This window comes from Streptomyces cinerochromogenes, from assembly GCF_014648635.1.
GTDB classification, from domain to species: Bacteria; Actinomycetota; Actinomycetes; order Streptomycetales; family Streptomycetaceae; genus Streptomyces; species Streptomyces cinerochromogenes.
Genome location: NZ_BMRM01000007.1, coordinates 289,184 through 310,236, shown reverse-complemented (window position 1 = coordinate 310,236; position 21,053 = coordinate 289,184). Strand labels below are relative to the sequence as shown.

The 21,053-nt window shown below is 73.5% G+C and carries 18 protein-coding genes and 1 pseudogene; 8 read left to right on the top strand and 11 right to left on the bottom strand.

What is annotated here, in order from left to right:
* Positions 1-143 precede the first annotated feature (143 nt).
* Positions 144-1,823 (top strand): rhamnogalacturonan lyase B N-terminal domain-containing protein, encoded by a 1,680-nt coding sequence (locus IEZ20_RS16365; RefSeq protein ID WP_189299032.1) that lies wholly within the window; start codon positions 144-146, stop codon positions 1,821-1,823.
* A gap of 5 nt (positions 1,824-1,828) precedes the next feature.
* Here the strand turns inward: IEZ20_RS16365 and IEZ20_RS16360 are convergent, their stop codons facing one another.
* The 3 genes from IEZ20_RS16360 to IEZ20_RS16350 all read right to left on the bottom strand — a co-directional run bounded on the left by IEZ20_RS16360 (position 1,829) and on the right by IEZ20_RS16350 (position 5,899).
* On the bottom strand, positions 1,829-3,238 hold the full coding sequence (locus IEZ20_RS16360) for an RICIN domain-containing protein (protein ID WP_189299030.1): 1,410 nt from the start codon (positions 3,236-3,238) through the stop codon (positions 1,829-1,831).
* 1 nt (position 3,239) lies between these two features.
* Positions 3,240-4,340, bottom strand: coding sequence for a glycoside hydrolase family 43 protein (locus IEZ20_RS16355; RefSeq protein WP_189299028.1), 1,101 nt, complete (start codon positions 4,338-4,340; stop codon positions 3,240-3,242).
* A gap of 137 nt (positions 4,341-4,477) precedes the next feature.
* Positions 4,478-5,899, bottom strand: coding sequence for an amino acid permease (locus IEZ20_RS16350; RefSeq protein WP_189299026.1), 1,422 nt, complete (start codon positions 5,897-5,899; stop codon positions 4,478-4,480).
* Positions 5,900-6,093: 194 nt separating this feature from the next.
* Here IEZ20_RS16350 and mmuM point away from each other — a divergent pair, with 194 nt between their 5' ends.
* Positions 6,094-7,020 (top strand): homocysteine S-methyltransferase, encoded by a 927-nt coding sequence (gene mmuM, locus IEZ20_RS16345; RefSeq protein ID WP_189299024.1) that lies wholly within the window; start codon positions 6,094-6,096, stop codon positions 7,018-7,020.
* Positions 7,021-7,462: 442 nt separating this feature from the next.
* Here mmuM and IEZ20_RS16340 read toward each other — a convergent pair whose 3' ends face one another.
* Positions 7,463-9,034 (bottom strand): carboxylesterase/lipase family protein, encoded by a 1,572-nt coding sequence (locus IEZ20_RS16340; RefSeq protein WP_189299023.1) that lies wholly within the window; start codon positions 9,032-9,034, stop codon positions 7,463-7,465.
* 461 nt (positions 9,035-9,495) lie between these two features.
* Between IEZ20_RS16340 and IEZ20_RS16335 the strand changes: the two genes are divergently transcribed.
* From IEZ20_RS16335 to IEZ20_RS16325, 3 genes are all read left to right on the top strand, one after another.
* Complete coding sequence (locus tag IEZ20_RS16335; protein WP_189299021.1) at positions 9,496-10,509, top strand: hydroxyacid dehydrogenase; 1,014 nt, start codon at positions 9,496-9,498, stop codon at positions 10,507-10,509.
* Positions 10,510-10,745: 236 nt separating this feature from the next.
* Complete coding sequence (locus tag IEZ20_RS16330) at positions 10,746-11,807, top strand: LacI family DNA-binding transcriptional regulator (protein ID WP_189299019.1); 1,062 nt, start codon at positions 10,746-10,748, stop codon at positions 11,805-11,807.
* Between the two features lie 97 nt (positions 11,808-11,904).
* On the top strand, positions 11,905-12,108 hold the full coding sequence (locus IEZ20_RS16325) for a hypothetical protein (protein ID WP_189299017.1): 204 nt from the start codon (positions 11,905-11,907) through the stop codon (positions 12,106-12,108).
* 83 nt (positions 12,109-12,191) lie between these two features.
* Here IEZ20_RS16325 and IEZ20_RS16320 read toward each other — a convergent pair whose 3' ends face one another.
* From IEZ20_RS16320 to IEZ20_RS16305, 4 genes are all read right to left on the bottom strand, one after another.
* Positions 12,192-12,467, bottom strand: coding sequence for a hypothetical protein (locus IEZ20_RS16320; RefSeq protein WP_229896096.1), 276 nt, complete (start codon positions 12,465-12,467; stop codon positions 12,192-12,194).
* Positions 12,464-13,327: an isocitrate lyase/PEP mutase family protein gene (locus tag IEZ20_RS16315; protein WP_189299015.1), complete on the bottom strand. Its 864-nt coding sequence runs from the start codon at positions 13,325-13,327 to the stop codon at positions 12,464-12,466. The genes IEZ20_RS16320 and IEZ20_RS16315 overlap by 4 nt, the downstream gene beginning before the upstream one ends.
* Positions 13,328-13,486: 159 nt before the next feature.
* A complete protein-coding gene (locus IEZ20_RS16310; RefSeq protein WP_229896095.1) occupies positions 13,487-14,125 on the bottom strand; it encodes a ThuA domain-containing protein in 639 nt (212 codons plus the stop codon).
* Between the two features lie 86 nt (positions 14,126-14,211).
* A complete protein-coding gene (locus IEZ20_RS16305; RefSeq protein WP_189299011.1) occupies positions 14,212-14,781 on the bottom strand; it encodes a membrane lipoprotein in 570 nt (189 codons plus the stop codon).
* A 77-nt stretch (positions 14,782-14,858) separates the two neighbouring features.
* On the opposite strand from IEZ20_RS16305, the pseudogene IEZ20_RS16300 reads away from it, so the two are divergent.
* Positions 14,859-14,987 (top strand): annotated as a pseudogene (locus IEZ20_RS16300) (VOC family protein); the annotation flags it as partial.
* 28 nt (positions 14,988-15,015) lie between these two features.
* On the opposite strand, the gene IEZ20_RS16295 reads toward IEZ20_RS16300, so the two are convergent.
* Positions 15,016-16,470, bottom strand: coding sequence for an MFS transporter (locus tag IEZ20_RS16295; protein WP_189299009.1), 1,455 nt, complete (start codon positions 16,468-16,470; stop codon positions 15,016-15,018).
* 130 nt (positions 16,471-16,600) lie between these two features.
* On the opposite strand from IEZ20_RS16295, the gene IEZ20_RS16290 reads away from it, so the two are divergent.
* Both IEZ20_RS16290 and IEZ20_RS16285 read left to right on the top strand, forming a co-directional pair.
* Positions 16,601-17,584 carry a LysR family transcriptional regulator gene (locus IEZ20_RS16290; RefSeq protein WP_189299007.1) on the top strand — a complete coding sequence of 328 codons (984 nt, stop codon included), beginning with the start codon at positions 16,601-16,603 and terminating at the stop codon, positions 17,582-17,584.
* A 57-nt stretch (positions 17,585-17,641) separates the two neighbouring features.
* Entirely contained in the window at positions 17,642-18,529 is an 888-nt protein-coding gene (locus IEZ20_RS16285) for a DUF817 domain-containing protein (protein ID WP_229896094.1), read from the top strand.
* A gap of 74 nt (positions 18,530-18,603) precedes the next feature.
* Here IEZ20_RS16285 and IEZ20_RS16280 read toward each other — a convergent pair whose 3' ends face one another.
* Both IEZ20_RS16280 and IEZ20_RS16275 read right to left on the bottom strand, forming a co-directional pair.
* Entirely contained in the window at positions 18,604-19,533 is a 930-nt protein-coding gene (locus tag IEZ20_RS16280; RefSeq protein WP_308434668.1) for a VC0807 family protein, read from the bottom strand.
* A gap of 208 nt (positions 19,534-19,741) precedes the next feature.
* Positions 19,742-20,983, bottom strand: coding sequence for a YihY/virulence factor BrkB family protein (locus IEZ20_RS16275; protein WP_229896092.1), 1,242 nt, complete (start codon positions 20,981-20,983; stop codon positions 19,742-19,744).
* Between the last annotated feature and the right edge of the window lie 70 nt (positions 20,984-21,053).

The following is a 21,053-nucleotide window of genomic DNA, read 5'->3' as shown; positions in this document are numbered from 1 at the left end:
TAAATTCAGGCAATTCCCGACCCCCCGGCCGCGAAAGCCCTTTCGCAAAGTCGATTCGGCTGCCACTCTGCCTCACACCCGCACACCCGCACACCCGCACACCCGCACACCCGCAACCCGGACCTCCCGAAGGAGGCACCCCCATGCCCGGATCCCCCGACAGCGCGGTCAGCCGCCGCGCCTTCGTCGTCGGTGCCGCTGCCGCCGCCGGTTCGGCCGCCCTCGCCGGCCCGCTCGCCGGCGCCGCGTCCGCCGCCGGCTTCGGCTGGAGCGACGACGGCGCGAACTACGTGGTCGACACCGGCGCCGGCCTGGTGTTCAAGGTGGGCAAGGCCGACGGCGACCTGACCTCCCTGGTCTACAAGGGCACCGAGTACCAGGGCTACGGCGGCAAGAACTCGCACATCGAGTCCGGCCTCGGCACCTCCACGGTCGGCATCAAGCAGTCCGGCGCGACGATCCTGGTCTCCGTCGCGCACGGCACGCTGCGCCACTACTACGCGGCCCGCAGCGGCGAGAACAACGTCTACCTGTGGACCCACAAGGCCGACTCCTCGGTCAGCGCCACCCGCTACATCCTGCGCGTCAGGGCGGGCCTCTTCCCCAACGACGAGCCGGACTCCTACACCTACACCACCAGCACCATCGAGGCCTCGGACGTCTTCGCGAAGTCCGACGGGCAGACCCGCTCCAAGCACTACTCGGGGCGCCGGGCCGTCGACTACGACTACATCGGCTGGTCCGGCGGCGGCGTCGGCCTGTGGATCGTCCGCAGCAACCACGAGAAGGCGTCCGGCGGCCCCTTCTACCGCTCGCTGCTGCGCCACCGGAGCGCCGACGGCGGCGGGCTGTACGAGATCCTCTACTACGGCGAGAACCAGACCGAGGCCGAGCGGTACGGCCTCCAGGGGCCGTACGTCATCGCGCTCACGGACGGCGGGGCGCCCTCCTCCGCCCTGTACCACGGCACGCTCACCACCCCGTGGGCCGACTCGCTCGGCATGTCCGGATACGTGCCGGACAGCGGCCGGGGCCGGGTCGCCGGCGTCGGCATCGCGGGGCGCAACGCGGCGTACCCGTACACGGTGGGTCTCGCCAACTCCGCGGCCCAGTACTGGGGTCCGGCCCGCGCCTCGGACGGGTACTTCTCGATCCCGCGCGTACTGCCGGGGACGTACACGCTGACCGTGTACAAGGGCGAACTCGCCGTGTACACCGGCTCGGTGACGGTCCCGGCCGGCGCGACGACCACCCTCAACACGATCACCGTCCCCGCGTCGAACGACCCGGACAACGCGAGCGCGATCTGGCGGATCGGCGCCTGGAACGGCACCCCGGCCGGGTTCAAGAACGCCGACCTGATGACGTACGCCCATCCCTCCGACGTCCGGGCCGCGTCCTGGACCGGCAACGTGGTGATCGGCAGCGGCACGGAGACGTCCGCCTTCCCCTGCTACCTGTGGAAGGACGTCAACAGCGGCCTGCTCGTCCACTTCCGGCTCACCGCCGCGCAGGCCGCCGCCGCACACACCCTGAGGATCGGCGTGACGACGGCCTACGCAGGCGGCCGGCCGCGGATCACGGTCAACGACACCTGGACCTCGGCGATCCCCTCCCCGCCCGCCCAGCCGGGTACCCGTTCCCTGACGGTGGGCTCGTACCGGGGCAACAACCACACCTTCACCTACAGCGTCCCGGCCAGTGCCTGGCGCACGGACACCAGCCAGTACAACGTGCTGAGGATCGACGTGGTGAGCGGTTCGGGGACGACGGGCTACCTCAGCGCGGGCACCGCGATCGACGCCATCGACCTGCTCGTCTGACGACGTCAGGTGCCGCGCGTCCACTGCTGGTTGGTGCCCCCGTTGCAGGTGTGGGTGATGAGCGCGGCCGAGTCGGCGGTGGACCCGCCGGAGACGTCCAGGCACTCCCCGCTCGCGCGGGACCTGACGGTGACGTACGAGCCGGAGGCGGTGACCGACCACTGCTGGCCGGTGGCGCCGGTGCAGTTCTCCTGGGTGACGTCACCCGCATTCTCCTGGAGGCACAGGGAACTGCCCCGGCCCACCAGCGCCCGGTAGCCGTTGCCGAGGTCCTTGAACCACCACTTCTGGTTGGCTCCGCCGTTGCAGGTGTACTGCTTGACGGCGACGCCCTGCCACAGTGACTGGCCCGGTACGTCGGCGCACTTGGCGCTGTGCCGGGCGACCAGCGTGTTGTAGGCGGCACTCGTGCCGGTGACCGTCCCGGCGGCGGTGTCGACGGTGATCTCGGGGGACCAGGACATGCTCGTCGAGGTGGAGGTCGGGAAGGTCAGCGGCAGCCAGACGTACCGGGAGTCGTTGACCGTGCCGCCGAAGGAGTTGCCCCAGCGGTCGCCCAGGTACAGGTAGGAGGTGCCCGAACTCCCCTGCACGGCAAGGACGTAGGCGGTCTGGGAGCCGTAGGCGGTGGAGTCGCCGACGTCGGTCCAGGAGGTCCAGGGGCCGGCGAGGGAGGTGGCGGTGGCGTACTGCTGCTGGTTGGGGGTCCAGCCGGTGGCGCCCGACGTCAGCATGAAGTACACGCCGCCCCGCTTGAACAGGGCGGGCGCCTCGCGGTGACCGCCGGGCCAGGGGTTGGCGACCAGTGCGGCGATACCCGTGTAGTCGGCCGTGAGCCGGTAGATGTGCAGGTCGTAGTTCTCGTTGGCGGCCGAGACCAGGTAGGCGGTGCCGTCGGTGTCGACGTACGTGGTCAGGTCGCGGGACATGTACTGGCCGAGCGGGCGGAAGCTGCCCTTGTAGGTGTAGGTGCCGTCGACCGTGTCGGAGACGGCGACGGCGGCGCGCGCCTCGCTGTAGTCGGTGCCGTTCTCCTTGTGCATCCACATGACGAACTTGCCGGTGGCCGCGTTGTAGACGACCTTGGGGCGTTCTATGTAGGCGGTGGCCAGTTCGGGGGCGGAGGACCGGGTGAGGACGCGGGCGCGGAACTCCCAGGTCCTCAGGTCGGTGGAGCGGTAGGCGTCCACGGACCGGAAGGTGTTGTCGCTCCCCCGGTCCTCGCCGAACCAGTAGTAGTAGCCGCCGACCTTGACGACCCCGCCGCCGTGGGCGTGCACCGGGTTCCCCGACGCGTCGGTGAACTGCGTGCCGTTGGCGATCGTCTGCGGTGCCGCCCTGGCCGGTCCGGCCGTCGCCAGGGCGGCGGCCAGGGCGCAGCACAGGGCGAGCAGGGTCGCGTACGCGCGTCTCATCTCACGCCCCCTCCTTCACGGTGTCGGCGACGGGGACGCCGAAGTCCGGGGTGCCGTCCGGCTTCCAGCCGAGCTTCTGGATCCGGGTGTGCCGGTTGGGGTCGTGCAGCGGGTCGCCGGTGATCTCCTTGTACGGGCGGGCGTGGTAGACGAGGACGTCGGTACGGCCGTCCTCGGCGACGGTGAAGCAGTTGTGGCCGGGGCCGTACTGCTTCGTGGTGTCGTTGCTGGTGAAGACCGGGACGGGCGACTTGCTCCAGCTCCGCGCGTCCAGCAGGTCGCCGTGGGCGTCGGCGGTCAGCAGGCCCACGCAGTAGTGCCAGTCGGTGGCGCTGGCCGAGTAGGTGAGGAACACCCGGCCGTTGCGCTGGAGGACGTACGGGCCCTCGTTGACCTTGTAGCCGACGCACTCCCAGTCGTACTCGGGTGTGGACAGCCGGACCTGGGGGCCGGTCAGCGTCCACGGGTCGGCCATCTCCGAGATCCACAGCGCGGTGTTGTTGTCCATGCCGGGCTCGTGCTGGGCCCAGACCAGGTAGCGGGTGCCGCGGTGCTTGAAGGTGGTGGCGTCGAGGGAGAAGGTCTCCCAGGCGGTCCTGATCTGCCCCCGCTCCACCCACGTGCCCCGGAAGGGGTCGGCGTGGGAGTTCTCCAGCACCCAGATGCGGATGGCCCACACGTCCTCGGCGGGGGCCGAGGCGAAGTAGATGTACCACTTGCCGCCGATCCGGTGCAGCTCGGGCGCCCAGATGTGCGCACCCATCGGGCCGGTCGCGTGCGCCCGCCAGATCACCGACTCGGCGGCCGTGGACAGCCCGTTCAGGGTGCGGGCGCGGCGCAGGACGATGCGGTCGTACTCGGGGACGGTCGCCGTGAAGTAGTAGTGGCCGTCCGTGTGGCGGGTGATGTGCGGGTCGGCACGCTGGAGGACGAGGGGGTTCCCGTAGGGGGCCGCCTTGCCGGACACGGACGCGGACAGGGACGGGGACGGGGACGCGAGCGCGGGGGTCGCGGAGGTGGCCGCCAGGGCGCCGGCGGCTGCGGCGCCCTTCAGCATCAGTCTGCGGCTGGGGGCTTGGGGGAGGTCGTGGTCGCGGCTCATGCGGACTGCCTCTCGGTGGGGGGACAGCGGTACCTTCGACAGATCGTGCGTTCGACATGACGAACGGCATTTGTGATCCCGAACGCCGAAAAGGTAAGGGTGGGCCACGAGAGGGTCAATGGGTCGGGCGGGAACTGTCAGCCCGCGGTTCCGGCCGGCTCCTGACGGCCCCGCAGCCACACGTACACCGGGATCCCCGCGAAGAGGAACAGCACGCCCTGGTAGACGGCCGCGTAACCGGCGCCCGCGATCAGCCAGAAGGAGAAGGCGAAGGAGAGCGCGGCGACGGTGAGGTCACGGGCCAGGCCGGCCGGACGGACCCGGGCCCGCGAGCCCCGGGCGAGCCAGTACAACTGGGCCGCGGCGGACAGGAGATAGGGCACGCAGCCGGTGAAGGTGGTGATGAGCACGAGGACACGGAAGGTGGCGTCCGGGCCCGCCGTGTAGTTCAGGGCGATGAGCACCGTGCCGAGGACGGCGCAGGCCCACACCCCGAAGCCCGGCACCCCGCCCCTGCCCTTCTTCGCGAACGGCGCCGGGAAGAGTCCGTCGCGGGCGACGGCGTAGGACGTCTGCGCGGCCATGAGGATCCAGCCGTTGAGGCAGCCGGTGACGGAGACGACGGCGACCAGGGCGATGACCGTGCCTCCCCGGTGGCCCCCGGTGATCGCGTCCACCGCGTCGGCGAACGGCGCGCCGGACCCGGCGAGCCGGTCGTGCGGGACGAGACCGAAGACGGCGACCGTGCCGAGCAGGTAGACCAGCGCCGAGCCCAGCGTGCCGAGGACGCTCGCGCGGCCCACGGTGCGCTCGGGGTCGGCCACCTCACCCGCGCTGACGGCCGCCGACTCGACCCCGAGGAAGCTGTAGAGGAGCAGGGCGGCGGAGGCGGCGACGGCACCCGGGACGCTGTCCCCGGTGGCGTTGAACGGGCCGAAGTTGTCGGCGCGGACGAAGAACAGGCCGACGGTGGCGATGAGGAGGAGCGGCACGAACTTCAGGACGGTGCTGACGATCTGGACCACGCCGACGACGCGGGTGCCGGCGAAGTTCGCGGCGGCCGGCAGCCACAGCGCGAGGAGCGCGGCCAGGCCTTCCAGGAGGCGGTTGCCGTGCAGGGGGACGAGGACGTCGGCGTATCCGACGACGGCGACCGCGAGGGCGGCGATGCTGACCCAGCACATCGTCCAGTACGACCACGCCGACAGGAATCCCGCGAACGGGCCGAAGGCGTCCCGGGGGTAGACGTACAGGCCGCCGGTGACGGGGCTGCGCCGGGCCAGCTGCCCGAACAGCACGGCCAGCAGGACGGCGGCGACGGACAGGACGGCGAAGGCGAGGAGGCTGACCGTGCCGTAGGGGGCCACGGCGGCGGGCAGCGCGAAGATGCCGCCGCCGATGATGTTGCCCATCACCAGGGCGGTGGCGGCGGCCAGGCCGAAGCCGCGGCGCCGGGGCGCCGGGACGGCGGCCTCGGCGGGCTGCGGGGGCTGTGCGGACTGCGGGGGCTGCGCAGGCCGTGCGGGCTGCGGGGGCTCGGTGGAGCTGGGGGCGGTCATGGGGGTTCCGTAGCGGGAGGGGAGCGGGGAGGCGGTGATCGTAACGCGGGCGTCCACATGCTGGGCGATCTGTTCACGAACTGGACACACTCGCTCACCCGCCCCCGGTTTGCGCAGGTCAGGCGGACCATCGGAGCTGTTCACCTGCTGGACACCGGAGCCCGTTCCCGTCGTGCTTGGACTAGCGTCGTGACATGACCAGCGACATCTCCCCCACCCTCGCCGACGCCCTCGCCACCGGGACGGTCGTGCTCGACGGCGGCATGTCCAACCAGCTGGAGTCGGCCGGGCACGACCTGAGCGACGAGCTGTGGTCGGCGCGGCTGCTCGCCGAGCGGCCGCAAGCGGTCACCGAGGCCCACCTCGCCTACTACCTCGCCGGCGCCGGCGTGGCGATCACCTCCAGCTACCAGGCCACCTTCGAGGGCTTCGGCAAGCGCGGCATCGGCCGGGACGAGGCCGCGCGGCTGCTCGGGCTGAGCGTGGACCTGGCCAGGGACGCGGCCCGGCAGGCGCACGCGGCGGGAGTCTCGCGCCCGCTGTGGGTCGCCGCCTCGGTCGGGCCGTACGGGGCGATGCTCGCGGACGGCTCCGAGTACCGGGGCCGCTACGGGCTGAGCGTGGCCGAGCTGGAGCGGTTCCACCGGCCCCGGATGGAGGTGCTGGCCGCCGCCGCGCCGGACGTGCTGGCCCTGGAGACCGTCCCGGACACCGACGAGGCCGCCGCGCTGCTGCGGGCGGTGCGCGGGCTCGGGGTACCGGCCTGGCTGTCGTACACCGTCGAGGGCCTGCGGACGAGGGCCGGACAGCCCCTGGAGGAGGCGTTCGGTCTCGCCGCCGACGCGGACGAGGTGGTCGCGGTCGGCGTCAACTGCTGTGCGCCGGAGGACGTGCCGGGCGCGGTGGAGATCGCGGCGCGCGTCACCGGCAAGCCGGTCGTGGTCTACCCCAACAGCGGGGAGGCCTGGGACGCCGGTGCGCGGGCCTGGCGCGGGCGCGGGACGTTCGGCGCCGAACAGGTGGAGGCGTGGCGCACGGCGGGGGCACGGCTGATCGGGGGCTGCTGCCGGGTGGGCCCGGAGGCGATCGGCGCGATCGCGGGGTCGCTGGCCACGGCCTGAGCGGCACACGGCACCGCCCGGGGCGCGGTGGCGCGGACCCGGGTACGCGCGCCGACGGTGTCGCGGGCGCCGCGGCGGGGTGTGCCCGGTAGGACCGCCCCGTACACCCGGGCCCGGGGGTGCGGGGCGGGCCGGTCGAGGGGTGCCAGCGAGCCCCGTACGGGCAGGGCGTGAACCGGGCCGGTACGAGAGCGCCAGCCAGCCCCGTACGAGCAGGGCGTGAACCGGGCCGGTACGAGGAGAGCGCCAGCCAGGCCGGTGCGCCAGCCGAGCCCGTACGAGCAGGGCGTGAACCGGGCCGGTACGAGGAGAGCGCGAGCCAGGCCGGTGCGGCCGGCCGAGCCCGTACGGGCAGGGCACGAGCCGGGTGCGTGCCGGGAACGGGTCGGTCGTGTGCGCCGGGGGCGGCCGGGCCGACGGTGACGTGCCGGCGCGGGGCGGCTCAGCGGCGCAGCGTGGTGCCCACCGAGCGGCGCAGCCGGCGCATCGCGGCGGCGAGTTCGGCGCCGGGGGCCCGTGGCACGGAAGGCCGCGGGCGTTCCGGGAGCGGGGGCGCGGCCGACCACAGGGCGACCTCGGCGTCCCGCGGGCCGTACGCGGTGTGCGGGACGCCGTCGCCGAAGACCCGCACCGGATGGGTGGCGTCCCAGGCCGCCCAGCCGGGGTCCCCGGTCGTCGCGAACCGCACCCAGGCGCCGTGCATCGCGTCGCACAGCTCCTGCGGTGCGCCCTCGCCGGCCAGCCGCTTCGACTCGGGCACGCCCCCGGTGTCGAAGACGAACCCCAGCTCCAGGGCGTGGCAGGCACCCAGCCCGGGAAGGCGGGACGGCCAGGCGAACTCGTACAGGTAGGACGAGCCCGGGCGGGCGTCGGCGAGCCGGTGCAGCGGCACCCGCAGCAGGTGGTCGGTGACCATCTGGCCGACGATCTCGGCGGTCCCGGCGTCGGGGTGCAGCGCACGGTAGCCGCGCGGTATCTCGTGGCCGGCGTGGCAGCGGGCCATGGCGCCGGCCAGGGCGACCGCGCCCAGCCGGTCGACGCGCTCCAGCAGCCCGCCCGGCACCAGCCACAGCCGGTACTCGTCCCGGGTCCAGCCCATGAGCAGCTCGACGTCCCGGGCGGCGGCGCCCTCTGTCAGCGCCTTCAACGGGTCGCCGGGCACGAGGTCGCCGTCGACGACGATGCCGAACGCGGGTCCGCCCAGTACCGGACTGCTGAGCCGGCCGGCCTCGGCCTGGGTGCGCAGCAGCAGTTCGCGGTCGACGGCGGCGAACGCCTCGGCGGTGGCGGGGATCCGGAGCCGGGTGGCCATCCGGCGCACCATCCGCCGTACCTTCTCGCGGTCGAGGACCTCCGGCGGGCCGCTCTGCAGCACCGCCCGCCGGACCAGGCCCTGCGTCCGGGGCGCGGCGAGCAGGGCGCCGGCGCTGATGGCACCGGCCGACTGGCCGCACAGGGTGATCCGGCCGGGGTCGCCGCCGAACGCCTCGATGGTCTCGTGCACCCAGCACAGGGCGGCGAGCTGGTCGCGCAGGCCGGGGTTCGGGGGCGCGTCCGGGAACAGTCCGTAGCCCTCGATCCCCAGGCGGTAGTTGACCGAGACGCAGACGACGCCGTCGCGTGCGAACGTGCTGCCGTCGTACACCGGTACGGCCGAGGAGCCCCTGGTCAGCGCGCCGCCGTGCAGCCAGACCAGCACCGGGAGCCGGGCGCCCGGTCCCGGCTCGGGGGTCCAGACGTTGAGGTTGAGGCAGTCGTCGCCGGGGATCACCGGGTCGGACAGGTACGGGGCGAAGGCCTCGGAGTACGGCGGTTTCGGCGCGGTCGGCCCGAACGCGCCGGCGTCCCGCACCCCGTCCCAGGGCTCGGGCGGCCGGGGCGGGCGGAACCGGCGGGGGCCGAAGGGCGGGGCGGCGTACGGGATGCCGCGGAAGACCGCGACACCCCGCTCGTACCGGCCGCGTACGGCTCCGTGGGGCGTTCTGACCACGGGGCCCGTCTGGTCTGCCGTCATCGCCCACCAGCCCTTCGCCGCGCGTGCAGTGTTCCTTCAGAGCACCACACCGGCCGGAGGTATTCCGGTGCAGAGCCCCGGCTGTGGGCTGTTCGGCGTACACCGGGGCACCGGAGCCCGGCCGGCCGCATCCGCCGCGGGCGGAGCCGTGGCAACGACGCCCGCCTCACTTGAGCGGGTGGACGACGTCGGTCATCAGCTGCCGGAACGCGGCCGGGCCGAAGCCGGCGTACCCGCGCACGCGTCCGGCGGCGTGGGCGGACTGCCGGCCGTGGTCCCGGCGGCGAGGAGCCGGTCGGCGTCGCCCCGGATGGGCGGGGCCCGGACCGCTACGGTGCCGGAGCCCTGCTCAGGGCCCGCTACCACGCCCCCGCCGCCCGTTGATTGACCCGTTGTTCTGGGCGGACCTACGGTAGAAGGCGCTTTCTGCCGCAGTGTCCACGCCGTTCGTCAGGAGAGCCATGCCCAGCCCTCAGCCGCCGCGGGCCGTGTTCGCGATGGATCCGGTACACCTCCCGCTGCTCTTCCCCCCACCGCTCGTGGACCGGCTGAGGCGGACGGCCGACATCGACCCGGCGCTCGTCGTGCGGGACTTCACGGATCCGGCGGCGGCCGGCGCCCTGGCCGCGGCCGAGGTGCTGATCACCGGCTGGGGCTGCCCGCCCCTGGACGGCGGCGTCCTGGCCGCGGCTCCCGGGCTGCGGGCCGTCCTGCACGCCGCGGGTTCGGTCCGCTCCCTGGTCGGCGAGGCCCTGTGGAAACACGGTGTCACCGTGTCCAGCGCGGTCACCGGCAACGCCCTGCCGGTGGCGGAGTACACGCTGGCGATGATCCTGCTCGCCGGCAAGGACGCCTTCGGTCACCGCGAGCGCTACCGTCGCACCCACACCCGGCCGACCCCCGCCGAGACCGCGGCCACCGGCAACCTCGGCCGCCGCGTCGGGGTCGTCGGCGCCTCCCGCGTGGGCCGCCGGCTCCTGGAGCTGCTCCGGCCGTTCGACCTCACGGTGCTGCTGCACGACCCCTACGTGAGCCCCGCCGAGGCCGCCGCGCTGGGTGCGGAACCACTGCCGTTGGACGAGCTGCTGCGGCGCAGCGACATCGTCACCCTGCACGCCCCCGACATTCCCGAGACGCACCACATGCTCGACCGCGCCCGGCTCGCCCTCGTCCGGGACGGGGGTGTGCTGATCAACACCGCGCGCGGTGCGCTGGTCGACCAGGAGGCGCTGACCGACGAGTTGGTCTCGGGACGCCTGTGCGCGGTGCTCGACGTCACCGAACCCGAGCCGCTGCCCGCCGGTTCCCCGCTGTACCGGCTGCCCAACGTCTTCCTCACCCCGCACATCGCGGGCTCGCTCGGCATTGAACTCGAGCGGCTGGGTGCCATCGTGGTGGAGGAGCTGGAGCGGCTGGCCGAGGGGCTGCCGCTGCGGCACGAGGTGCGGCACGCGGATCTGGCCCGGGTCGCCTGACGCCGGCTCCCTGGGGCTCCCCCGCCGACCACTCCCCCGGCCCGACACCCCGGGCCCCGCTGTTCGGGGTTTCGAAAGTACCGGCGCCGCCATCCCGCGAATTCCGGTGTCTTCCCGCCGTGTTGACGCGCACCTATCGTAGGAAGCGCTTTCTGCACGGTCGGTGAGCAGGCCGCGGAAGCAGCGTTGGTCGCGACTTTCGGTGGCCCACGGGCGGGCCGGAGAGGTGGTTCCCTATGGTCCGTGCGGGGAGTGCGAGCGTGGCGGCCGGGCCGACGCTGGCGGTGGTGGCCCGGGAGGCGGGCGTGTCGGTGCCCACCGCGTCGAAGGTGGTCAACGGCCGGGAGGACGTCGCACCGGAGACCCGCCGCCGGGTGACCGAGGCCCTCGACCGGCTCGGCTATGTGCGCCGCCCCCGCTTCGACGCGTCGAAGGCGCCGGGCCTGATCGACCTGGTGCTGCACTCGCTGGACAGTTCCTGGTCCGGCGCGGTGCTGCACGGGGCGGAGGCTGCCGCCTACGAGGCCGGCCTGGAGATGGTGGTCTCGGCCGGGCCGACCCGGACCCGGGACGCCGGGCCGGAGCGGGGCTGGCTGGACAAGCTGACCGCGCGCGGGTCCTCGGGGGTGCTGTTCGACCTGGCGGAGCTGTCGGCCGCGCAGTACGCGTGGCTGGACCACCACCGCGTCCCGTACGTGCTCATCGACCCGGCGCACGAGCCGCCGGCCGGGGTGGTCTCCGTCGGGGCGGCCAACTGGCAGGGCGGGGTGAGCGCGGCCGAGCATCTGCTGGGGCTCGGCCACGAGCGGATCGCGGTGATCGCCGGGCACCGGCGTGCGATGGCCGACGGCGCCCGGGTGGCCGGCTACCGCTCGGCGCTCGCCGCCGCGGGTGTGCGGCACCGCGCCGAGTACGTCCGGCACGCGGGCGGTGACGAGACCACCGCACGGCTGCGCACGCACGAACTGCTGGACCTGCCCGAGCCGCCGACCGCGGTGTTCGTGTGCTCGGACCGGATGGCGCTCGGCGTGTACGCGGCGCTGGCGGAACGGGGGGTGCGGGTGCCGGACGCGATGAGCGTGGTGGGCTTCGACGATCTGCCCGAGGCCCGCTGGGTGGCCCCGGCGCTGACCACCGTCCGCCAGCCGCTCGCGGAGATGGCGGCGACGGCGCTCCGGCTGCTGGTACGCATGATGCACGGCGAGCGCCCCGAGGGCACCCGGACGGAGCTGTCGACCCGGCTGGTGCAGCGCGCCAGCACGGCCCGGCCCCCGGCGTGCCGTCCGGCCCGCGCCTGAGTGCCGGCCGGGCGGCCGGGCGGCCGACCGCGTGACGTCGACGGCCGGTTCGGGCGCCCGGCGGTGACCCCGCCCCCGCGGAGGTCGTTCGCCGGGCATGAACCACACCACGCGTACCGCCGCGGCCCTGGCCGCGGCCGCAGTCGCCCTGGTCACCGCCTACGGCACGGCACATGCCGCGGGCCGCGTCCTCGCCCCCGGTCCGCACCGCGCCACCGTGGCCTCGCCCGCCGACGAGCACGACCCGAAGGAGGACGTCGAGCTGGACGAGAACGGCCGCCCCGACCACACCGAGGACTGAGTCCCGGGAGGTTCCCGCCCGCACGCGGACGGCCGGGCACCTCCCGCACGGGGTGCCCGGCCGCTCGGCTGTCGCGTTGCCGCTCAGTCCTCCTCGCCCCGGTCGGCGCCGACGAGGGCCTCCACCACGTCCACGGCACTGCCGTCGTGGTCGCTGCCGGCGGTGCCGCTGCCGGTCTGCGCGTTGGCCGTGCGGTCGACCTCCAGGATCGAGTCCGTCTCCGAATTGTCGGTGCCGGTCCGCGAGTTGTCGATCACGGTGATCAGGCCTCCCGAGGCGACGGCGGGTACGGCGCCGGCCCCGAGGAGCGCGGCGGCGACCGCCGTGGCCACGCCGAGCCGGGGTAACGCGCGGGTCACACGCCCACGCCCTCGGGGGTGAGCCGGTCGCGGGCGATGTTGCGCTCCAGCAGGGTGGTGGAGGCCTTCACGCCGACCCCGCTCGCGGGATCCACCTCCGGCAGCCGGCCGTCGGCGGCCTTCAGGTCCGAGAGCGCGGAGTCCATCGCCTCGTGCGCGGCGAACAGGCACGGGGTGCTGTAGATGGCGACGTCCACGCCGAGGTCGGACAGCTCGCCGAGGGACAGGCGGGGCGACTTGCCGCCGGCGATCTGGTTGAACAGCAGCGGTTTGTCCCCGACGACCTCGCGGATCCGCTTGATCCAGTCGACGCTGCGCACTCCGTCGACCAGGACCACGTCGGCGTCGGTGGCCGCCAGCCGTTCGGCGCGGTGCAGGATGTCGTGCTCGTCGGTGGCGTCCGTGCGGGCGACGACGACCAGGTCCTTGCGGGTTTCCAGTACCTTGTGCAGCTTCTCCAGATACTCCTCCAGCGGCAGCACCTGCTTGCCGTCGGCGTGGCCGCAGCGGCGGGGCCGCTTCTGGTCCTCCAGGATCACTCCGGAGGCGCCGATGCGTTCGAGCCCCTCGACGACGTGACAGGCGACCTCCGGGTCGACGTACCCGTCGTCGATGTCGACCAGCAGGTGGTGGTGCGGGAACGCGCCCCGCAGCCGCTGGACGAAGGCCACCATGTCGGGCCAGGCGATGAATCCGATGTCCGGCAGTCCGTAGTACGAGGCCGCGAACCCGAAGCCCGAGACGAACATCCCGTCGTAGTGCTTGGCCGCGATCGACGCGGAGTACATGTCGTACACGCCGATCAGCGGTGTGGTCCCGGGCCCGGCGATGCGCTCGCGCAGCTTCTTCCCGTAAGTCAAGGTCCGGCTCCTCCTGTGGGTGGGTGACGCGGGCGAACGGGGTGGCCGCCGCGTCCGACGCCCTTTGCCAAGACAAGAGCATCTCTAGATAGTCACGTGACCATCCGCCTACGCCAGCTTTACTCACTCCAATGGCGGAACCGGTTCACCGCAGAAACGTCACTCGGCGAGCCGTCCCGCCCAGGCGAGCCCGCCGTCCAGGTGGGCCAGGAAGACCGGGTCGCGGTAGGCGTCGGCGCGGTGGCCCAGGGCGGTGTAGAAGACGCGCCCGGCCGCGGGGCCCTGCTCACGGCACCAGGCCAGCGGATGGTCGGCGCCCATCCCGCCGCCTTCGTACGACGTCTCGTCGGCGCGCAGCAGCACCCGGGCCCCGCCGCCCGGGACGCGGTCGAAGTCGTACCACTCGTCGGTGAACCGCCACTCGGCCGGCAGCTGCCGGGTGGCGGGATGGCCGGGGTCCGCGACCAGGATCCGGCCGCGCCGGCAGGCCGGGTGCCGGGTGAAGCGGGCGCCGAGGAGTTCGCCGTAGTACGGCCACCCGTACTCGGTGCAGGCCGCCGCGTGGACCCCGGCGAAGCCGCCGCCCGAGCCGACGTACCGCTCCAGCCGCGCGCGTCCTGCCGGGGTCAGCACGTCGCCGCTGGTGGAGAGGAAGACCACGGCCGCGAACCCGTCCAGGGGCCGTTCGAGGTCCGCGGGGTCCTCCGTGTGCTCGACGGCGAACCGGCCGAGCGCCCGGACGGCGGCGACGGCGTCCGGGAGGGAGTCGTGACGGTAGTCGGCGGTACGGGTGTACACGAGGAGCCGAGGAGGCGTGCCACGGGACTCCGGGCGGACGCGGGCCCGTCCGGCGGACGTGCCCGGCCACCGGCGGCCGGGGCCGGTCAACCTCCTTCACCCACATGGTTGTCGGGCGCTCCGTCGCCGTACGACGGAAGGTCTCCGCGCCGCACCGGGGCCGTGGCCGTGGGGGCCGGCGGCAGCAGTGCGGCGAGTTCCGCCGGTGTGGGGCGGTGGACGGCGGCCGCGGCCCTGCGGAGCACACCGGGCCCGAGCTTCTCGCCGTAGACCCGCACCACCTGGCCCTTCGCCGGCGCCAGGCAGGCGTAGCCCTCGGGGCAGTCGGTGGCGCTGCCCCGCTCGGCGTAGAGGTGGAGCACGGCACCGTCCCCCGCCCAGTACGCGGCGGAGAAACCGTCGTCCCCGTTCACCCCGACCGACTGCTGCGCGAGCGTGAAACCCGGTACGTCCGTGACGTAGACCAGTTCCGGCGCGATGCCCAGCGCACGCAGCCGCGCGTCCGCCTCGGACCGCCCGAGGGTGGCCGGCGGGGACTGCCGGGGGGTGGCCGCCGCCGGGTCCCGGGCGTCGCCGGTGGCCGCCTTCTCGGTGCCGCACGCCGTGAGCAGTACGGGGAGGAGGAGCAGCGGCAGGGCGCGTGCGGTACGGATCATGTGCCCATGGTGCCGCACGGCCGTTCCCGCCGCGGCCCCGATCCCCCGACTCCTCGGCGAGGAACGCCGTTCCGCCGCTGCCGGACCATCTCGCCCTGGCCCCGCCCGACTTGGGCGCCACGGTCGCGGACTTCGCCCGACGGACCGGGGTCACCCCGGCACCAGGCGGGGTGCACCTGGGACCGGGGACACGCAGTCACCTGGTGGGCCGTGCACCACCTCGCCGGCGAGGGATCAGCGGGCGGCGGGGAGTTCGTCGGCGGTCCGGTCGGCGGGGGCACCCGACGCGGCCACCGTGACCGCCGGCCGGCCGCGCAGTCCGAAGGCACCGATCAGCGCGGCGAGCAGGGCCGCGGCGAGGGGGACCCACAGGGCCGCCCTGTACCCGTGGAGCAGCGCGGCCGGTGACGACGACGCGGTGGCCGACACGTTGACGGCGGTGGCCGTGGAGAGGCCGATCGCGGCACCGAACTGGAAAGAGGTGTAGAGCAGTCCGCCGGCCAGGCCCTGCTCCTCCTCCCGGACACCCTCGGTCGCGACGATGGTGAGGGGGCCGTAGGCGAGGGAGAAGGCGATGCCGAGGGTGAGCAGGCCGGGAAGCATCGCCAGGTAGGTCCAGTCGGCCCCGAGCGGCAGGAACAGGGCGTACGACAGCGAGGCCAGAAGCAGTCCGGCGAAGATCACCCGGGCGTTGCCGAAGCGGTCCACCAGCTTCGGGGTGAGGACCGGGGACAGGATCGCGTCGACACCGATGACGATCATCGCGAAGCTGGTCTGCAGTGTCGACCAGTCGCGCAGCTCCTGGAGGTAGAGGACGACCAGGAACTGGAAGCCGAAGAAGCCCGCCGCGAAGAGCAGTCCGACGAGATTGGCGCGGACCAGGGCGCCGCTGCGGAAGATGCCGAGCCGGACCAGCGGGGAGGCCGAGCGGCGCTCCGTGGCGATGAACGCGGCGAGGAGCACGAGGCCCGCACCGAGTGTGCCGAGGGTCCACAGCGGGCTCGTGTGGCCGGCGCGCTCCACGCCGAGGACGAGCAGGATCACGGCCGCGGTGATGGTGAGGCCGCCGGCCAGGTCGACGCTCCGGCCGGTGCGGTCGGGACGCGGCGTCCTGGGCACGAGGGCGAGCGCCGCGAGGAGGATCAGCGCGGCGAGCACGACCGGTGCGAAGAACACCCAGCGCCAGCCGGCCGAGGCGAGCAGCCCGCCGACGACCAGCCCGACCGAGAACCCGCCGGCCGCGGTGCCGGAGTAGAGGAGCAGGGCCTTGGTGCGCCGCGGGCCCTCCTCGAAGCTGGTGGTGATGAGGGAGAGTCCGGCCGGGGCCATGAAGGCGGCGGCGACTCCGGTCACGAACCGGGCGACGATCAGCGTCCAGCCCTCCGTGGCGAATCCGCCCAGTCCGGAGAAGAGCAGGAAGACCGAGAGCCAGAGGACGAACATCCGGCGGCGCCCGAAGAGGTCGGCGGCGCGTCCGCCCACCAGCATGAAGCCGCCGTAGCCGAGGACGTACGCGCTCATGACCCACTGCAGGGAGCCGGTGGACAGACCGAGGTCGGCCCGGATGGACGGCAGGGCCACATTGAGCATGGCCACATCGATGCCCTCAAGGAAGATCGCGCCGCACAGGACGAGCAGGACCCCCCAGTCACGTGCGCTCAGAGCGGCCGCCGTTTTCCGTGAACTCATGTCGGTTCCTCGAATTTTCAGGGATGTTGTCGGCCCGACCACCTTCGACCCGGCACGGAGGAGGAACAACGGCGAAGATCGCGACGTTCGTTCAACCAGGCTTACCGATCCGACGGACCCGGGGGCGTCGATGGAACGCGATGAACTGGAGTGCTTCCTCCTGCTCGCCGAGGAGCTGCACTTCGGGCGGACGGCCGAGCGCATGAGGCTGTCACGGGCCCGGGTGAGCCAGCTCGTGCAGCGCCTCGAACGCCGCGTCGGCGCCCCGCTGTTCATCCGGACCAGCCGCCGCGTCGCCCTCTCCTCGCTCGGCCGGCAGCTGCGCGCCGACCTGGAACCGCACCACCGCGCGATCGAAGCCGCCCTGGCACGGGCCGCCGCCACCGCGCGCGGCGTCGACACCGTCCTGCACGCCGGCTTCTCGAACCCGCTGACCGGCGAGATCGTGATGAAGACGACCGAGGCGCTGCGCGTCAGCCACCCCGGGCTCGCCGTGGAGATCTGCGAGGTCCCGCTCGCCGATCCGTACGGGCAGCTGCGCAAGGGCGAGTTCGACCTCCAGATCGCCGAACTCCCCGTGCGTGAGGCGGATCTCGACGAGGGCCCCACACTGCTCACGGAGGAACGCGTCCTCGCGATCGGCTCGGTGCATCCGCTCGCCGCCCGCCCCTCGGTGTCCCTTGAGGACCTGGCCGGCGTACCGCTGCTCACGGTCGTCGGCAACGTTCCCGGCTACTGGCTCGAGCACCACGCCCCCGCCCGCACACCCAGCGGCCGGCCGATCGCCCGCGGCCCCGGCATGACCAACATGCAGGAGGCCTTGATGCTGGTCGCCGCCGGCAAGGGCGCGTTGCTCACTCCCGCGCACACGGCCCTGTACCACGCCCGCCCCGGTGTCGCCTACGTTCCCTTCACGGACGCGGAGCCGACCGGCTACGGCCTGGTGTGGCGGGCCGGACACAGCACCGGCGCGGTACAGGCCTTCGCCCGAGCCGCCCGCGAGGCCGCCAGGACCATGACGCGGCAAGCTCCCCGAGCCGCGGTACCGGGAGCCGCGCCCGCACCGCGCGGTCTCCCGGGCCCGGCCGTGCCGGCACCGCACCCGCATGTTTGAACACGTTCAATTTCGCGCCTAGTATCAGCCCCCTCGCTGTGGCACGGAGGAGGGGGCATGCGCGACGAGGAGAGGTCCGCCGTGGGCGGGCTCCGGCACGGCCTGGCCCAACTGGTCCGGTTCGGCGTGGTCCAGGTCCGCGCCTGCGCCTTCGCCGGGGCGCTGCTGGCCGGGATCGGCGCCTCCCGGCTGCTGCCCCCGCTGCCCGTGGCGCGCTACGACCTGGTGCTGGTCTACGGCGTGCTGCTCACCCTCGTCGCCCGCCGGGTCGGCTGGGAGACCCGGCGGGACACCGCCGTGATCGCCGTCTGCCATCTGCTCGGCCTCCTGTTCGAGCTGGTCAAGGTGCGCCTGGGATCGTGGAGTTACCCGGAGGACGCCCTCACGAAGATCGCCGGGGTGCCGCTGTACGGCGGCTTCATGTACGCCGCGGTGGGCAGTTACGTCTGCCGGGCCCGGCGGCTGATGCGACTGCGCTACACCCGCTACCGCGCCGCCGCCACGACCCTGGTGGCCGCCGCCGTCTACCTCAACTTCTTCACCCACCACTGGCTACCGGACCTGCGCTGGCCGCTCGCGGTGGCGATGACCGCCGCGACCGCCGGGACCTGGGTGGGGTTCAGCGTGGGCGCCCACCGCTACCGCATGCCGCTCGCCGTCTCCTTCGTCCTGATCGGTTTCTTCCTGTGGGTCGCCGAGAACGCCGCGACCTATGCGGGCGCCTGGAGCTACCCGCAGCAGCTCGGCGGCTGGCAACCGGTGCCGCTGACCAAGTTCGCCGCCTGGTCCCTGCTGATCAGCGTCACCTTCGTGCTCGTCGAGCGCCTCGGGGCCTCCCGGCCCGGACCGCCGCACCGCACGCCCCGTACCCGGCCGGTGGCCGCCGCGGGTGTTCCCGGTGTCCGATTCCTTCACGACCGGCTGACCGGCCGCCGCCTACGGTGACCGCATGACCGTACGACGCGCCGGGACCGGCCTCAGCGTACGTCGCCGGCGGTGCCCGAGTGCGGCCCGGACGGTCAGCCCGGCCGGCGCACCACGGACGACGAGGGTGCCGGGACGGGGCCGGCGCAGGGGGCCCTCTCCGGGGCTGATGCCGGTGCCGGGGCCGTTGCCCGGGCCGTTGCCGGGGCTCCGAACAGGGGGAGGGCGTGCCGTGTGCGGAAGCGGCGGGCGTAGACCGCGGTGGCCCCGGCGGTCAGGCCCAGCAGGAGGAGGGACAGGACGCGGTCGAACAGCGGCACCGTGTCCGTCGGCAGCATGGCCGCGGCGAGCGTGCTCAGGGCGCCGTCCAGGAGCTGCTCGGCCGCCCAGAGCAGGGTGAGGACACGCAGGCCGTGACGGAAGGGGGCGCTGTCCCGCCAGAACACCGCCCGTGCACGGACCGCGCTTGCCCGGTGCAGTCGTTGTCCCAGCTGGAACGCGAGTGGTCTGCCGGTGAACGCGGTGGCGAGCGCCCAGCCGCCGACCGCGAGGGACAGTGCGGCGTTCTTGAACAGCAGGACCCGGGGGCCGCCGCCGATCAGGGACACCAGCGCCGCGGTGGCCAGCAGGACCGTCAGGAACAGGTCCACCCCGTCGACGCGGCGGTGCCGCACCGCCGCGGCCACCAGGCGCAGGGCCGGCGGCGCCCCGCTCAGCAGCAGGGCGGGCGCCGGGCCGGCACCGAGCGCCCGGGCCGCGTAGTAGACGAGGAGCGGCAGGAGGATGTCCACGGCGAGGGACAGCAGGGCACCGCGGGCCGCTCCGGACGGCTTGGATGGCCCGGGCCTGGGCGGACCGGGAGGCTCCGGCTCAGGCGGCTCCCGGGGCTCCGGGGGCCCGGGAGGCTCCGGCGGCTCGGCGGGCTCGATCTCCCCGGCCGTCCCCCGCACCGTGCCCCGCCCCCGCCTGTGCCCCCTCGGTTCCGGAGATTCCGTCGGTCCCGTCAGTTCCGTGGGTTCCACCATGTCCGCTGCCTCCCTGCCCGGTCTCGGAGCCGTGACGCCTGTGCCCTCACGCTAGGCGCGGCACCGTGACCGACGGATCGGCGCCGGGGTGGAGTGCAGGGTGGAGATCCCGGGGACAAGCACGGCCGCCTTCTCCACCTCAGGGTCGGCACCGAAGCGCCCAAGGGTGGAGACGAAGACCGCCGGGTGGAGCCGGACACCACCGGGATCAGGAAGGGCTGTCGCTGCCGCCACGGCCCCCCTGGCCGCCGTAGCCCCCGTGGGCTCCAGGGTCACCGTGGCCTCCAGGGTCACCATGCCCCCCGTGCCCCCCGCCGCCCTTGTGGGCGTGGTGGGGGTTCTTCGCGTGGGTGCGCAGGCGGGCCGTCACGTCCTCCGGGGGGAGGAAGCGGGACCAGCGCTCGGGGAACTCGGAGGGCATGTCCGGGTCGTCGGGATCGTCGGGGTCGGCCGCGCGGACCGCCGCGGCGCGCGCGACGTACTCGGCGACCTGCGCATGCCGCACCCGCTCGTTGGCCTCGCGCGCCGCGGCCGTGGCCGCGGCGGGCCAGACCCGGTCGATGGCCGCGTTCACGGCCGCGCCGACCAGCACCGCGAACGCGGACACACCGATCCACAGCAACACGGCGACGGCGGCGGCGAGGGAGCCGTAGATGGTGGCGCCCTCGATGGTGTGCGTGAGGTAGATGCGCAGCAGGAAGCTGCCCAGCACCCACATGGCGAGGGCGACCAGGGCGCCCGGCACGTCCTCGATCCACGGCGAGCGGACCGGCACCGACACGTGGTACAGCGTGGTCAGGAAGACGATGGACAGGACGATCACGACCGGCCAGTACAGCACCTGGACGACCGTCTCCGACCAGGGCACGATCCGGACCACCGCGTCCGGCCCCGCCACCATCAGCGGCAGCGCCACCGAGCCGATCAGCAGGGCCACGATGAACAGCAGGAACGCCATGATCCGGGTCTTGACGATGCCCCGGACGCCGTCCAGGCCGTACATGACGGTGATGGTGTCGATGAAGACGTTCACGGCGCGCGAGCCCGACCACAGGGCGAACAGGAAGCCGATGGAGATGACGTCGGGCCGGCCGCCCTTCATCACGTCGTCCAGGATCGGCTCGGCGATCTCCTTGACGCCCTTGTCGGAGAGGACCGTGCGGGAGGCCTCCAGCAGGTTGGTCTCCAGGCTGTGGATGGTGTCGGCGCCGGTCCAGTCGTCGACGTACCCGAGCAGTCCGATCAGGCTCAGCAGCAGCGGCGGCACGGACAGCAGCGTGAAGAACGCCGCCTCGGCCGCCAGGCCCAGGATGCGGTACTCCATGCAGGAGTTGACGGTGTCCTTGAGCAACAGCCAGGCGGTCCTGCGCTTGGATACGTTCCGGTAGAGGGCTCTGGCCCTGTGGAGCCGGCCGGCCGGCTGCTCGGGGATGTCACTTGCTGGCTGCACGTCCTAACGGTATCCGCCGCACGGGCCCGCCCTCACCTTCCGGGGGCGGTCGACGGTCCTTCGCTCCGGG